This window comes from Zoogloea oleivorans, from assembly GCF_008107625.1.
In the GTDB taxonomy this organism is placed as follows: domain Bacteria; phylum Pseudomonadota; class Gammaproteobacteria; order Burkholderiales; family Rhodocyclaceae; genus Zoogloea; species Zoogloea oleivorans.
This window is the reverse complement of record NZ_SDKK01000022.1, coordinates 22,534-36,507: the sequence shown is the minus strand read 5'-3', so window position 1 is coordinate 36,507 and position 13,974 is coordinate 22,534. Positions and strand designations below refer to the sequence as shown.

The window sequence follows — 13,974 nt, the reverse complement described above, 5'->3', positions numbered from 1 at the left end:
ACCGAAAGATCAATGGCGAGTGGCAGGCTTTCACTCACTCAAAGACAAATTCATATCCTCGGGCCTGCAGAAATATCACAAATGCATTACACGCAGCAACAAAATCACACAATTTAATGAGAAATAGATTTAAAAAAAGCAGATCCGGGTAACAACAAACGAGGTTGAACAGCGCAAAACTGGCTCCTTTCACCCCACTTCCTGCACAATAGTCGGGCCTCCGCGCTTCCCGACCCCATGCCGTCCGCCTCCACCTCCCCCCCCCTGCTGCCCGACCTTGCCGCTCTCGGCCAGGTGTTCACCCCCGAACGGGTCGTGCGCGCCATGCTTCGCCTGCGCCACAACACCGGGCGGGTGCTCGAGCCCTCCTGCGGCGACGGGGCCTTCCTGCACCGCCTGCATCATGCAGTGGGCATCGAAGTGGACCCACGTCAAAGCCCGCCCGGCGCGCTCAACCAGGATTTTTTTGCCTATCCGGAGAGCGAAAAATTCGACACGGTGATCGGCAACCCGCCCTACGTGCGCTACCAGGACGTCAGCGCAACGACCCGGGCGCTGCTGCGCCAGGACGGTTTTGACGGGCGCAGCAACCTGTATCTTTTTTTCATCGAAAAATGCATACGCCATCTGGCGCCGGGCGGCGAGCTGATCTTCATCACCCCGCGGGATTTCCTCAAGGCCACCAGCGCCCGCGCCCTCAATCGCCAGCTCTTCAAACAGGGCACCATCACCCATGCCATCGAACTGGGTGACGCCCGCGTGTTTGCCGACGCAGTGCCCAACTGCCTGATCTGGCGCTACGAACTGGACAACCTGTCGCACAACACGGCGTGGGCCAGAATCGGCCAGGGCGACGACCTCGATCACCTCCTTGAACACCCGCCCTGGATGTACCGCCACTTTTCGGAATGTGCGGGCCACCTGCTGTTCTCGAAGGGGGAATACAGCCTCAGCCTGGCCGATGTGGCCAGCGTCAAGGTGGGGGCGGTCTCCGGTGCCGACGGGATCTACGCCAGCGAGACGGACGGCAACCGTGACTTCGTCTCTTCCGCCACCGCCCGCAGCGGCAAGACCCGCCGCATGATCTGGTGCGAGCCGGGCGCCGCGCCGCCCGCAGCACTCCTGCCCCACCGGGAGCGCCTGCTGGCCCGGCGCATTCGTCGCTTCGACGAGACCAACTGGTGGCAATGGGGCCGGGGTTATCCGCAAAGCAACGCGCCGCGGGTCTACGTCAACTCAAAGACCCGCCAGCCCCAGCCCTTCTTCCTGCACCCGTGTCCGAACTTCGACGGCGCCGTGATGGGCATTTTCCCGCGCCGCCAGGACGCCGATCTGGCGGCCTTCCGCGACGCCCTCAACGGGGTGGACTGGGCCGACCTGGGCTTCGTCTGCGACGGACGTTACCTGTTCACCCAGCGCAGCCTCGAAAACGCCCCGCTGCCCGCCAGCTTCCGCGCCTTCCTGCCACCCGCGGGCTGAGTGCCCGCCCTCCCGGCAGGGGGCGGGCGACGGATGGTGTAACATTTCGCGAACAATTACCGGCAGCGCAGGTCTACGACGCACTCCCTTCCGTCGTACACCCGACGCATCGCCCACCCGAGAACAGTTCGTCCGCGAGGTCCCATGGTCCCCCATCTCACCACCGCACTCACCGGCCCCCTGCTGGAGCTGGAAAAGCATTTCCTCGACAACGCCACCGCCATTGAACGCTGGATGCGCACCCAGTGGCAGGAGCATCTGCCGCCGTTCTACGGCTCGACGGATCTGCGCAACTCCGGCTTCAAGCTGGCCCCGGTCGACCTGAACCTGTTCCCGGGCGGTTTCAACAACCTCAACGACGCCTTCATGCCCCTGTGCGTGCAAGCCGCCCAGGCCGCCATCGAGCGCATCTGCGTCGGCGCCACGGCGATCCTGCTGATCCCCGAGAACCACACCCGCAACCAGTTCTACCTGCAGAACGTGGCCAAGCTGGTGTCGATCCTGCGCCTCACCGGCCTGGAAGTGCGCCTCGGCAGCCTGCTGCCGGAGATCACCGCCCCCACGGTGGTCGAACTCGCCAACGGTGCCAGCCTCACGCTGGAACCCCTCGAGCGTCACGGCCGCCGCCTCGGCCTGAAGAACTTCGACCCCTGCGCCGTACTGCTCAACAACGACCTCTCCGCCGGCGTGCCGACCGTCATGCAGGACCTCCACGACCAGTGGGTGATCCCGCCGGTGCACGCAGGCTGGCATTCACGCCGCAAGTCCAATCACGCCGCCGCCTACGACCGCGTCACCCGGGAGTTCGGGGCCGCCATCGGCATTGATCCGTGGCGTATCAACCCGGCCTGGGACGCCTGTTCGGGTCTCGATTTCCACTCCCGCACCGGCGAGCAGGAGCTGGCCGACAAGGTCGCCGCGATGCTCGACAACATCCGCGCCAAGTACAAGGAATACGAAGTCACCGACGAGCCCTTCGTGGTCGTCAAGGCCGACGCCGGCACTTACGGCATGGGCGTCATGACGGTCAAGGACGCGGCCGAGCTGATCGGCCTCAACCGCAAGCAGCGCAACAAGATGAGCGTCGTCAAGGAAGGCCTCGAAGTCCACGACGTGATCATCCAGGAAGGCGTGCACACTTTCGAGACAGTCAACAACGCCGTCGCCGAACCGGTCGTCTACATGATGGATCACTACGTGGTGGGCGGTTTCTACCGGGTCCACACCCAGCGCGGCCGCGACGAGAACCTCAACGCCCCCGGCATGCACTTCGAGCCGCTGGCCTTCGAAGCACCGTGCAGCCTGCCCGACTGCAACCAGGGTCCGGACGCGCCGCCCAACCGTTTCTACGCCTACGGCGTGGTTGCCCGCCTGGCCCTGCTCGCCGCCTCCGTCGAGATCGAAGCCACCGAACCGCTCGTCACCTCCGACGCCACGGACTGACCCGCCCGGAGCCATTGATGAAAATCGCCTTCATCCTCGACCCGCTGGACAAGCTCAAGGCCTACAAGGACTCGAGCATCGCCATGCTGCGGGCCGCCGCCCGGCGCGGCCACCAGGTCTTTGCCATCCAGCGGGAAGCGCTCGTGTGGGACGGCGGCACGGTATCAGCCCGCGCCCACGCCCTGACCCCCACCGACGACAACGATGCCTGGTACGTGCCCGGCACCGAGGAGGTTCTGCCGCTCACTGCCTTCGACGCAGTCCTGATGCGCCAGGACCCGCCCTTCGACTTCGAATACGTTACCGCCACCTGGCTGCTCGAAAGCGCCGCCGACGCCGGTGCCCGCATCTTCAACAACCCGGCCTCGATCCGCGACCACTCCGAAAAGCTGGCGATCCTCGAGTTCCCGCAGTTCATCCCGCCGACCCGGGTGGCGCGCGCCGCGGTGGACATCAACGCCTTCATCGACGCCCACGGCGACACCATCCTCAAGCCCCTCGACGGCATGGGCGGCAGCCAGATCTTCCGCGTGCGTGCCGACGACCCCAACCGCAACGTCATCATCGAAACCCTCACCCACGAGGAAAGCCGCACGATCATGGCCCAGGCTTACCTGCCGGCCATCGCCAGCGGCGACAAGCGGGTGCTGATCATCGGCGGCAAAGTCATTCCCTACTCCCTCGCCCGCATTCCCAAGGACGGCGAAACCCGCGGCAACCTGGCCGCCGGCGGACGCGGCGTAGCCATGCCGCTGACCGACGGCGAGCGGGCCACCGCCGAATACCTGGCCCCCATCCTGTGGGCCCGCGGCCTGCTGATCGTCGGCCTCGACCTGATCGGCGACCGGCTCACCGAGATCAACGTCACCAGCCCCACCTGCATGGTCGAAATCGCCGCGCAAACCGGCTTCGACGTGGCCGGTGCGGTCATCGACGCCCTGGAAGGCGAGTGCGCCTGATTCGCCGGGCGGCGGCCTGGCTGGCCATTGCCGCCTGCACCGCCGGTCTGCTCGCCGGCTGCAGCCGGGCCAGCATTCACCAGCAGGAATCCTACGTCTTCGGCACCCGGGTGGAAGTCCTCACCTGGGATGCCTCCGAAGAAAAATCCCGCACCGCAGTCGGCGAAGTGCTGCGCGAATTCGATCGCCTGCACCGGGCCTACCATGCCTGGCAACCGTCCGAACTCACCGCCCTCAACAGTGCCATTGCCGCCGGCCGGCAACACATCCCGGTGTCGCCCGAACTGGCCGCCATGCTCACCGACGCCAAGGCCATCGCCGCCACCGGCGACGAACTTTTCGATCCGGCCCTCGGCACCCTGATCGCCCTGTGGGGCTTTCACACCGACACCTTCGTTCCGGCGCGCCCCGACCCGGCACAGCTGGCTGCCGCCATCCAGGCCCACCCGCAAATGGCCGATCTGCGCATCGCCGACAACCAGGTGACGAGCCGCAACCCGGCTGTCCAGCTCGACCTGGGCGGCTACGGCAAGGGCTATGCCCTCGACCGCGCCGCCGCCATCCTGAAGGCGCGTGGCATCAGCAACGCCCTGATCAACATCGGCGGCAACGTGCTGGCGCTGGGCAGCAAAGGCGACCAACCCTGGCGGGTCGGCATCCAGCACCCGCGGGAACCGCGCCCGCTGGCCACCCTGCCCCTGCGCGACGGCGAAGCCATCGGCACCTCCGGCGACTACCAGCGCTTCTTCGAACTCGACGGCCAGCGCTACTGCCACCTCCTCGACCCGCGTACCGGCTGGCCAGCCAAAGGCACCCAGGCGGTCACCCTGCTGATCACCCCGCGGGCCAACGCCGGCACCCTCTCCGACGCAGCCAGCAAGCCCGTGTACCTCGGCGGCGAGCGCTGGCGCGACTACGCCAAACGCTATGGCATAGACCACGCCCTGCGGGTCGATGCCGACGGCAAGATCCAGGTCACCCGCGCCCTGCGCGACCGCCTGCAGTTCGGCGAAGGCATCACGCCGAGCGCCGTCATCGACTGAAAAAATCGGTTTGATTTGCCTCAGCACTCCGGCTTATTCCGGCTTGCTGGCCCTGCCCCTTCGGATAGAATGGGGCGAATGATCGGGATCCTTCTCATAACCCATGGCAGCCTGGGCGAATCGCTCATCCAGTGCGCCTGCCATGTCATGAACCGGCGCCCGCCACAGCTCCTGCAGCTGGGCGTGTCGGGTCAGGACGACCCTCTCGACACCCTGCCGCTGGCTCGCCAGTTGCTCGACATGGTGGATACCGGCGAAGGCGTGCTGATCCTCAGCGACATCCTCGGGGCCACCCCCGCCAACACCGCCGCCAAGCTCCTTGAGCCCGGCCGCATCGAAGGCGTCGCCGGAGTCAACCTGCCCATGCTGCTGCGAACAATCACCTACCGGGAACGCAACATGGAAATCCTGGTCAAGAAAGCGGTTGCCGGCGCCTGCGAAGGCGTCGTGCATATGAAATAAAGCCTGAAACAGCGCTGCAAGCGAAAACAACAATAAACCGATTGCCACATCGAGGAAGACAGGAAGAACACCCATGCCCCGCCAGGACGCTGAAATCATCAACAAGCTGGGCCTCCACGCCCGCGCCTCCGCCAAGCTCACCCAAACAGCGAGCGCCTTCCAGAGTGAAGTCTGGCTCGAACGCAACGGCAAGCGCGTCAACGCCAAGAGCATCATGGGCGTCATGATGCTGGCCGCCGCCAGGGGCAGCACCATCACCATCGACACCGTCGGCGAAGATGCCGACCAGGCCATGTCCGCGCTCATTGCCCTCATCGCCGACAAGTTCGGGGAGGGTGAGTGACCCAGCCGGCCCACACGACAAAGGGAGGGCACCGATGAGCTTCACCGTCCACGGCCTGGCCGTCTCCCAGGGTATCGCCATCGGGCATGCCCACCTGGTTTCCCATGCGCTGCTTGAAGTCGCCCACTTCACCGTCGCCCCGCGCCACGTCGAAGCCGAAGTGGCGCGCCTGCGCAGTGCGGTCGACGTCGTCAAGGCCGAACTCGCCGGGCTCAAGGCCGCCTCCGGCTCCGGTGCGGCGCCCTCCGAGGTGGATGCCTTCGTCGGCATGCACATCATGTTCCTCGAAGACCCGCTGCTCGCCGATGCCGCCGAGAACCTGATCCGCACCCGCCGGGCCAACGCCGAATGGGCACTGGTCCAGCAGATGGAACACCTCGTCGAACAGTTCGAGGCCATCGAGGACGCCTACCTGCGCGAGCGCAAGTCAGACGTGGTGCAGGTCGTCGAACGGGTCGTCAAGGTTCTCCTCGGCCGCCCGGGCCATCTGCCGCCCAAGCGCAAGGACGGGCTGGGCACCATCGTCGTCGCCCACGACCTGTCGCCCACCGACACCATCGGCTTCAAGGATCACGCCGTCGCCGGTTTCGTCACCGACGCGGGCGGGCCCACCGGCCACACCGCCATCGTCGCCCGCAGCCTGTCGATCCCGGCCGTCGTCGCCCTGCGCCACATCCGCCATGTGGTGAAGGACGACGAGCTGATCATCATCGACGGCACCCGCGGCGTGGTGATCATCGATCCCGACGAGCGGGTGCTTGAGGAATACCGCCTGCGCAAGGCGACCATGGAACTCGAGCGCTCCAAGCTCAAGCGCCTCAAGTCCACCCGCGCGGCCACCCTCGACGGCGAAGAAGTACAGATTCTCGCCAACATCGAGCTGCCCCCCGACGCGATCCAGGCCAAGAGCGTCGAAGCCGACGGCGTCGGCCTGTTCCGCACCGAATTCCTGTTCATGAGCCGCGACACCTGGCCCGACGAGGACGAGCAGTTCGAGGCCTACAAATCGGTGCTCAAGACCATGGCCGGCAAGCCGGTCACCGTGCGCACCCTCGACGTCGGCGCCGACAAGGAACTCGAAGGCGCCACCCGCACCGAAGACAACCCGGCGCTCGGCCTGCGCGCCATCCGCTTCTGCCTGGCCGAACCGAAGATGTTCCTGACCCAGCTGCGCGCGCTGCTCCGGGCCAGCCACTTCGGCAAGCTGAAAATCCTCATCCCCATGCTGGCGAGCAGCCACGAGATCGACCAGACCCTGGTCCTCCTCGACAAGGCCAAGGCCCAGTTGCGCGAGCGCAAGATCAAGTTCGACGAAGCGGTGCCCGTCGGCGGCATGATCGAAGTGCCGGCGGCAGCGCTGTGCATCGGCGCCTTCACGCGGCGGCTGCAGTTCCTGTCGATCGGCACCAACGACCTGATCCAGTACACCCTGGCCATCGACCGCGGCAACGAAGCCGTCGCCCACCTCTACAACCCGCTCCATCCGGCCGTGCTGCGCCTCATCCACCAGACCATCCAGGCCGGCGCCAAGGCCGGCGTACCCGTGTCGGTGTGCGGTGAAATGGCCGGCGACCCCGACTGCGCCCGGCTGCTGATCGGCATGGGCCTGCGCCAGTTCTCGATGCACCCGGCGCAGATTCTCGAGGTCAAGCAGGCCATCCTGCGCGCCGATGCCAGCGATCTGACCCCCAAGGTGCAGCGCCTCCTGAAGCTGGACGACCCGGACCGGGTACGTGAGGCGGTGGAGAAGCTGTAGGGCGGGTTTGACTTGCAACCGACGCTCGCGCTAATCTTTGCACCCAGCGCCGATTTGAACCCTTCAGCTTGCGGGCGCTTTACAAGTACGGCTAAAGCGACGGCAGCCCAGTCCGCGACCGTTCGCCGGCTGGGTTTTTCGTTTTTGGGACGAAACACGAATGCAACAAGCACCACAATCTGTCGGAACCGTCGTGCCCCAGCGGGCACACTTCACCGAGCCCCTGCCGCTGAAGAGCGGCGGCGTGCTGCCGGAATACGATCTCGTCTATGAAACCTACGGCCAGCTCAACGCCGCGCGCAGCAACGCGGTGCTGGTCTGTCACGCCCTGTCCGGCTCCCATCACGTGGCCGGCACCTACGCCGACACGCCGGGCTCCGAAGGCTGGTGGGACAACCTGGTCGGCCCCGGCAAGCCCCTCGATACCGGCAAGTTCTTCGTCATCGGGGTGAACAACCTCGGCGGCTGCTACGGCAGTTCCGGGCCCAACGCCATCAACCCGGCCACCGGCAAGCCGTGGGGCGCCGACTTCCCCTTCGTCACCGTCGAAGACTGGGTGGACGCCCAGGCCCGCCTGGCCGACCGCCTCGGCATCGCGCGCTTCGCCGCGGTGGTCGGCGGCAGCCTTGGCGGCATGCAGGCCCTGTCGTGGACCCTGCAATATCCCGACCGCGTCGGCCACGCGCTGGTCATCGCGTCGGCCCCCAAGCTCACCGCCCAGAACATCGCCTTCAACGAAGTGGCCCGCCAGGCCATCCTGAAAGACCCGGAATTCCACGGCGGCCACTACTACGAACACGGCGTGGTGCCCACCCGCGGCCTCGCCCTGGCGCGCATGATCGGCCACATCACCTACCTGTCGGACGACGCCATGGGCCAGAAATTCGGCCGCACCCTGCGTCACGACAAGCCGGTGTTCAGCTACGACGTGGAATTCGAGATCGAGTCCTACCTGCGCTACCAGGGAGACAAGTTCGCCGGCTACTTCGACGCCAACACCTACCTGCTCACCACCAAGGCCCTCGACTACTACGACCCGGCCTTCGACTACGCCGGCGACCTGGTGGCCGCCCTCGGCCGCGCCAAGGCCGATTACCTGGTGGTGTCCTTCAGCACCGACTGGCGCTTCGCCCCGTCGCGCAGCCGCGAGATCGTCTATGCCCTGATGCACAGCGACCGCCGGGTGAGCTACGCGGAGATCGACTGCGCCGCCGGCCACGACTCCTTCCTCCTCGACGAGCCCCAGTACCACGCCGTGCTGAAGGCCTACATCGACAACATCCGGGTGTGAGGACCGCGCCATGAGTTTCCATCGCTTCGACTACGACGTGATCGCCAACTGGATCGAACCCGGCGAGCGCGTCCTCGACCTCGGCTGCGGCGACGGCGGCCTGCTGCGCTACCTCGGCGACGTACGCCAGGTGCGCGGCTACGGCGTCGAGAACGACCCGGCACACCTGCTGGCCTGCGCCAAAAACGGCGTCAACGTCATCCAGATCGACATGGAACAAGGCCTCGCCGGCTTCGACGACGGCTTCTTCGACCACGTCATCATGAGCCTGTCGCTGCAGGCCATGCGCAACACCCAGGGCATCCTGCGCGAGATGCTGCGGGTCGGTCACGAAGCCGTGGTGAGCTTCCCCAACTTCGCCTACTGGCGGCACCGCCAGGCCATTCTCAACGGCCACATGCCGGTTTCCAAGAACCTGCCCTACCAGTGGTACGACACGCCCAACGTGCGCTTCTTCACCCTCGACGACTTCGACGGGCTGTGCGAGCAGGAAGGCATCGTCATTCGCGAGCGGCTGGCCTTCGACGAAGACAAGGTGATCCTCGACGAGCCCAACTTCCTGGCCAGCGTGGCCCTCTACCGACTGGCCCGGAAGGACGCAGCGGCAGGCTGACGGCACGGCGGGGATTGCTCTATCATCGGCGATGACCTTTCCGTCATTCCCGGAGACCCCGCCATGAGCACCCCGCAAGCCGGCATCCTGCTGCCGCTCCCGCCCCTCGCCCGCTACCTCGCCTTTTCCCTGGCGCCCGACAGCGACGTCGGCGCCGGCCTCGCCGCGCTGCAGGGCGTGGTGGATGGCGAGCGCACCGTGGCCGGCATCGGCCTGCCCCCGCTGACCGCCCTCGGCAAAAAGGTCGCCGGTCTCAAGCCCTTTCCACCCCTTTCCGGCCCCGGCGTCGAACTGCCCTCCACCCCCTTCGCCCTGTGGCTGTGGCTGCGTGGCGACGACCGCGGCGAACTCCTGCACCGCGCCCGCCGCATCGAACAGGCGCTGACACCGGTGTTCGAGCTGGAAGAATCGTGGGATGCCTTCAAGCACGACGGCGGCCGTGACCTCAGTGGCTACGAAGACGGCACCGAGAACCCCAAGGATGACGCCGCCGTGGCCGCCGCCATCGCTGCCGACGGCTCCAGCTTCGTCGCCGTGCAGCGCTGGCTCCACGACTTCACGCGCTTCGAGGCCATGCAGCCCGAAGAACGCGACGACTGCATCGGCCGCCGCCGCAGCGACAACGAAGAACTCGACGACGCCCCCGCCTCCGCCCACGTCAAACGCACCGCCCAGGAGAGCTTCAGCCCCGAAGCCTTTGTCGTGCGGCGCTCGATGCCCTGGTCGGAAGGCCGGGATGCCGGCCTGATGTTCGTCGCCTTCGGCCACAGCCTCGACGCCTTTCAGGCCCAGATGCGCCGCATGGTCGGGCTGGAGGACGGCATCGTCGATGCCCTGTTCCGCTTCACCCGGCCCCTGTCCGGCGCCTATTTCTGGTGCCCGCCGATGCAGGACGGAAAACTCGCACTGGCACCTTTTTCCCTCTGAATGCAGAAGGCCCGCCCCCGCGCCGACGGAGACGGGCCTTCTGGACCAGCAAGCGCTAGGCTTTGCGGCTGCGCCGGCGCATCAAGCCAAGCGCCAGAACAGCGAGCGCAATGCTCGACGGCTCGGGCACCGCAGTCATCGTATTGCGGAAGGTCAGCGAAGCGCCCGCGGCAAGATCGTTGACCGCAAACTGCACCCCATACTGGTAGTCGTTACGCCCACTCAGGGAATCCGGCGTGCTGCCCAGATTGGTCACCCCGCCATCGAGCAGGCTTTCCAGCAGGCTGGGCGTGCCGCTATTCGGATTTGAACGCCAGGCGCTCAACTGGTAACCAACCGGCTGATCAAAAATAACCGTACCGTCCGCAGTAACCATCGTCCATTGCGACGTCACGCTCCTGCCGATGCGACTGTTTCCCTGCGTGATCACCCGGGTTCCTGCATGCAGCACGCTGGTCAGGGAGTCGTCATCCTCAACGGCCACCCCCGACAGATCGAAGTCAAAGAATTCGATCCAGTTCAGGCTCATGGCACTGCCACTGGTGTTGGTGATCTGGACATCCTTCAACACCTGCGACGTACGCCCGGGAATCGCCGACTGGAGGGTGTAGAGGGTATCGACGACGATCCCTTGCCCGCCATCTTCGGTGCGAATCCGAATCTGCTTTTCAGTGCTGTCTTCAGTCGCCGTGCTCCACAGCAGCCCGCCCACCGGGGATTCCTGACCGGCACCATTGACGCGGTAGAAGCTCGACTGGGAAAAAAGGATGTTCGTCCCGTTCACGTTCCAGCTGAGGCCACCGGCATTCTTCACATTGAAACCAAACCCGTCGGTCGTGATGGCAGGGCTGTTGGCGACGACGTTGATGGATCCATCAACATCGCTGACCACGCACTGCCCGCCACCAGCACAATCAACCGGCGCCGCCTGGGCGGCAAACGACAAGGCCAGCGCCCCCAGCACGGCACTCGACACACCGACCATCCTGCCTATTTCCAACATAGTCACTTGTCTTCTCCCTATAGTCCATTGGAAAGCCGGCCCACAATGGGCATGCAATTTCCATTGTCTCGACTACAGGGTTCCAGACCGGTTACGGCCGCTCGATAGCGGCAGAATCACCCTGCGGCGCCGCTTTCGGAGCGCTTTGACGCAGCCCCCCGGGCATCGGCAAGAGCAGCGCCCAACACCGGAAAGCGCTTGATCAACCGATCCAGCAGGCCATGCAGGGTCTTCCGGTAGCGGGCGACCGGAGGCGTCGGATGCAGGCCCGGCAGAAACTCGCCGGCGCACAGGGCCAGAACCTCCCGACAGGCCTCGTCCTCCGCGTGAGGGGCCTTCAAGCCGGCCTGCACGGCCTGCACCAGCTCATGCACATCCACCCGGCACAAACTGCCGGGCAGACTCACCAGACCGTGCTTCACATGAACCCAGTTCACCGGTGCCTCGGCCCCCTCGCAGCCCAGACGGCGCAACCGGTGCAGGGCCACCTTGAGATTCTGCAAGGCCTGGGCACCGTCCGAATCCGGCCACAACAGATCGGCCAGGTGATCGGCGGGCACCTTCTGCCCCCCCTCGCAAATCAGGGCAATCAGGAGTGACTTGGTACGTGCCCCCTTCCAGTCCCGGTCGTAGATGCGCCGGCCCCCGACCTCGACGACAAACTCGCCCAGCGTGCGGATGCTCACATGGGGCGCACTGGCGACACACCCCGCAGGCCCGGCGGCAAGCATCCCGTTCAGTTCATCCAGCCACGCCCCGCTCCGATGCACCGGGCGCAGGGACTCGCCTGCCGGCAACAGCGCCCGGGCGGCGACCAGGTGGTGCCGGGCCCGGTCCAGCTCACCGCTGCGCGCATCCAGCATCGCCAGTTCCAGCCGCCCGACCGCCGCCACCCGCAACAGGCCGCCAGCGATCCAGCGCGGCACCCAATCCGCCAGCAGGGCACGGACTTCATGGGAACGGCGCAGATCGGACAAGGCCTGAGCCTGCAGCAAGGCGACCAGCGTGACCGGCAAACGGGCCCCCGCCAGCTCTCCGCTACGCATGCACTCCTCGGCATGAACCAAGGCCCGCAAGGCATCCCCGGCGCGCAGCGCAACGGCTCCGAGGGCAAAGTGCCGGTAAGCGTGGAGCAGCGCCTGGTGCCCCGGAATGGCCCGAAAGCCAATGTGCTGGGCCAGATCCTTCACCTCTTCAGCCAGACCGAAATCGGCCGCGGCATACAGGCGGTGGCACAGCATCAGCAGCTGCATACCCGGCGACAAGGCACCGAAGCCGGAACTCCGGCACGCCCCGGTGAGGATGAAGTAGGCATCGGCCGCCTCGCCGAGAAACAGGCGCACCAACCCGAGGCTGCCTTCCACCAACAGGCGCGGCCGCGCGCCGACGCCCGCCTGCTGGCACAGGAAGCGGGCATCGGCAAGCCCCACATCCGCGCGGGTCAGATTGCCGGTCAGGCAATCCGTCACCCCGCGCAAGGCCCGATGGGCAAGCAGCAGGGGCTCGGAAACCCGGCCCTCGACAAGCCGGATTCCCTCGTCGAAGGCCTTCCCGGCACGCACGATATCAGCCTCACGAACCAGGGAGATCAAGCCCCGCCGCAGCAACAAGGCGGCCTGGGCATGCACGGACAGAACCTCGTCCTCGGCCAGCAGGCTATCCACCTGCGCAGCCAGGCCGTCCAGCCGGTCAAAATCACATCCCGCCGCCAGCACGGCATCGATCATCGCCGCGCACGCCAGGGCGGCCACATCCAGCTCGGGCGCCCGCCGCCCCGCCTCATACAGCGCCTGCAAGTCCCCGAGACTCGTCCGCCCGTCCCCCACGGCAAACAGCAAACGACTGCGCAGCAGCGTCAAGGGCCCGGGACGTTCCTTCAGACAGCAGAGCGCCGTCCCGGCAGCCAGATCGACAGCCTCCATCTCGAACCACTGGCGCATGCACTGCATGTGCGGATCCTCGCAAGACGCACGAATCGCGAGATCTGAACAGTCCGGGCTATTGGTCATGATGCCTCTTCCAGCTTGGGCTAGGGTCCAACCCTGGTTTCATTCTTGTTCGTGCCCGGCAAAGCGCCATGACAATAATCAACTACAGTGCCACCTGAATCCTACTTATTAGATCATTTCCCGTGCCCCAACCACCGCCCATCCCCGCCCCCCTCCCGCTAGCCGATCACCCCGAATGGCAAGCCTGGTTCGATGGTTCGGCCCTGCCCAATCCGGGGCGGATCGGACTCGGCGCCATCCTGCGCGGCCCCGAAGGGCAACAGCTTGAGTATTCGGGGCTGGCGGCAGACGGTGGCTGCAACAACGAAGCAGAACTGCTGGCGCTCGGCAAAGCCCTCGAAATGGCCCGCGACTCCGGCGCCCGCCGGCTGATCGTACGCGGTGACAGCGACTTTGCGGTACGCCATCTGCGCGGCGAAGCGCACACCCGCGTAGCCCACCTGCACGAACTCATCCTGCAGATGCAGCCCCTGCTCGCCGGCTTCGCCTCGGTACGGCTCGAATGGATCCCCCGCCACCGCAACCCGGACGCCGACCGCCTGTCCCGCGCCGCCCTCGGCCTGCCCGACAAACCGGCAGCAAAGCCCGGCCTACTGAAAAAGAAGCGGCGGCGCTGACTGCCGCCCCCGACCCGCATCAAATAGTG

Annotated in this window: 13 protein-coding genes; 11 read left to right on the top strand and 2 right to left on the bottom strand. The window is 66.1% G+C overall.

Going from position 1 to position 13,974, the window contains the following annotated elements:
• Nucleotides 1-237 precede the first annotated feature (237 nt).
• The 10 genes from ETQ85_RS19670 to ETQ85_RS19625 all read left to right on the top strand — a co-directional run bounded on the left by ETQ85_RS19670 (nucleotide 238) and on the right by ETQ85_RS19625 (nucleotide 10,316).
• Complete coding sequence (locus tag ETQ85_RS19670; RefSeq protein ID WP_148580785.1) at nucleotides 238-1,479, top strand: Eco57I restriction-modification methylase domain-containing protein; 1,242 nt, start codon at nucleotides 238-240, stop codon at nucleotides 1,477-1,479.
• 144 nt (nucleotides 1,480-1,623) lie between these two features.
• Nucleotides 1,624-2,922 carry a glutamate--cysteine ligase gene (gshA, locus tag ETQ85_RS19665; RefSeq protein WP_148580784.1) on the top strand — a complete coding sequence of 433 codons (1,299 nt, stop codon included), beginning with the start codon at nucleotides 1,624-1,626 and terminating at the stop codon, nucleotides 2,920-2,922.
• A gap of 17 nt (nucleotides 2,923-2,939) precedes the next feature.
• Nucleotides 2,940-3,881, top strand: coding sequence for a glutathione synthase (gene gshB / locus ETQ85_RS19660; RefSeq protein ID WP_148580783.1), 942 nt, complete (start codon nucleotides 2,940-2,942; stop codon nucleotides 3,879-3,881).
• A complete protein-coding gene (locus ETQ85_RS19655; protein WP_187394788.1) occupies nucleotides 3,872-4,924 on the top strand; it encodes an FAD:protein FMN transferase in 1,053 nt (350 codons plus the stop codon). The genes gshB and ETQ85_RS19655 overlap by 10 nt, the downstream gene beginning before the upstream one ends.
• Nucleotides 4,925-5,002: 78 nt before the next feature.
• On the top strand, nucleotides 5,003-5,386 hold the full coding sequence (locus tag ETQ85_RS19650) for a PTS sugar transporter subunit IIA (protein WP_148580782.1): 384 nt from the start codon (nucleotides 5,003-5,005) through the stop codon (nucleotides 5,384-5,386).
• 73 nt (nucleotides 5,387-5,459) lie between these two features.
• Nucleotides 5,460-5,729 (top strand): HPr family phosphocarrier protein, encoded by a 270-nt coding sequence (locus ETQ85_RS19645; RefSeq protein WP_148580781.1) that lies wholly within the window; start codon nucleotides 5,460-5,462, stop codon nucleotides 5,727-5,729.
• Nucleotides 5,730-5,763: 34 nt separating this feature from the next.
• Nucleotides 5,764-7,485: a phosphoenolpyruvate--protein phosphotransferase gene (gene ptsP / locus ETQ85_RS19640; RefSeq protein WP_148580780.1), complete on the top strand. Its 1,722-nt coding sequence runs from the start codon at nucleotides 5,764-5,766 to the stop codon at nucleotides 7,483-7,485.
• Between the two features lie 160 nt (nucleotides 7,486-7,645).
• Complete coding sequence (gene metX / locus ETQ85_RS19635) at nucleotides 7,646-8,776, top strand: homoserine O-succinyltransferase MetX (protein ID WP_148580779.1); 1,131 nt, start codon at nucleotides 7,646-7,648, stop codon at nucleotides 8,774-8,776.
• A gap of 10 nt (nucleotides 8,777-8,786) precedes the next feature.
• Entirely contained in the window at nucleotides 8,787-9,389 is a 603-nt protein-coding gene (gene metW / locus ETQ85_RS19630) for a methionine biosynthesis protein MetW (protein ID WP_148580778.1), read from the top strand.
• Between the two features lie 63 nt (nucleotides 9,390-9,452).
• Nucleotides 9,453-10,316, top strand: a complete 864-nt coding sequence (locus ETQ85_RS19625; protein ID WP_148580777.1) for a Dyp-type peroxidase — start codon at nucleotides 9,453-9,455, stop codon at nucleotides 10,314-10,316.
• Between the two features lie 55 nt (nucleotides 10,317-10,371).
• Here ETQ85_RS19625 and ETQ85_RS19620 read toward each other — a convergent pair whose 3' ends face one another.
• Nucleotides 10,372-11,280, bottom strand: a complete 909-nt coding sequence (locus tag ETQ85_RS19620) for a PEP-CTERM sorting domain-containing protein (RefSeq protein WP_187394787.1) — start codon at nucleotides 11,278-11,280, stop codon at nucleotides 10,372-10,374.
• Nucleotides 11,281-11,435: 155 nt separating this feature from the next.
• Entirely contained in the window at nucleotides 11,436-13,268 is a 1,833-nt protein-coding gene (locus tag ETQ85_RS19615; protein ID WP_148580775.1) for an AfsR/SARP family transcriptional regulator, read from the bottom strand.
• Between the two features lie 182 nt (nucleotides 13,269-13,450).
• Here ETQ85_RS19615 and ETQ85_RS19610 point away from each other — a divergent pair, with 182 nt between their 5' ends.
• On the top strand, nucleotides 13,451-13,945 hold the full coding sequence (locus tag ETQ85_RS19610) for a ribonuclease HI family protein (protein WP_222862221.1): 495 nt from the start codon (nucleotides 13,451-13,453) through the stop codon (nucleotides 13,943-13,945).
• The last annotated feature ends 29 nt before the right edge of the window (nucleotides 13,946-13,974 follow it).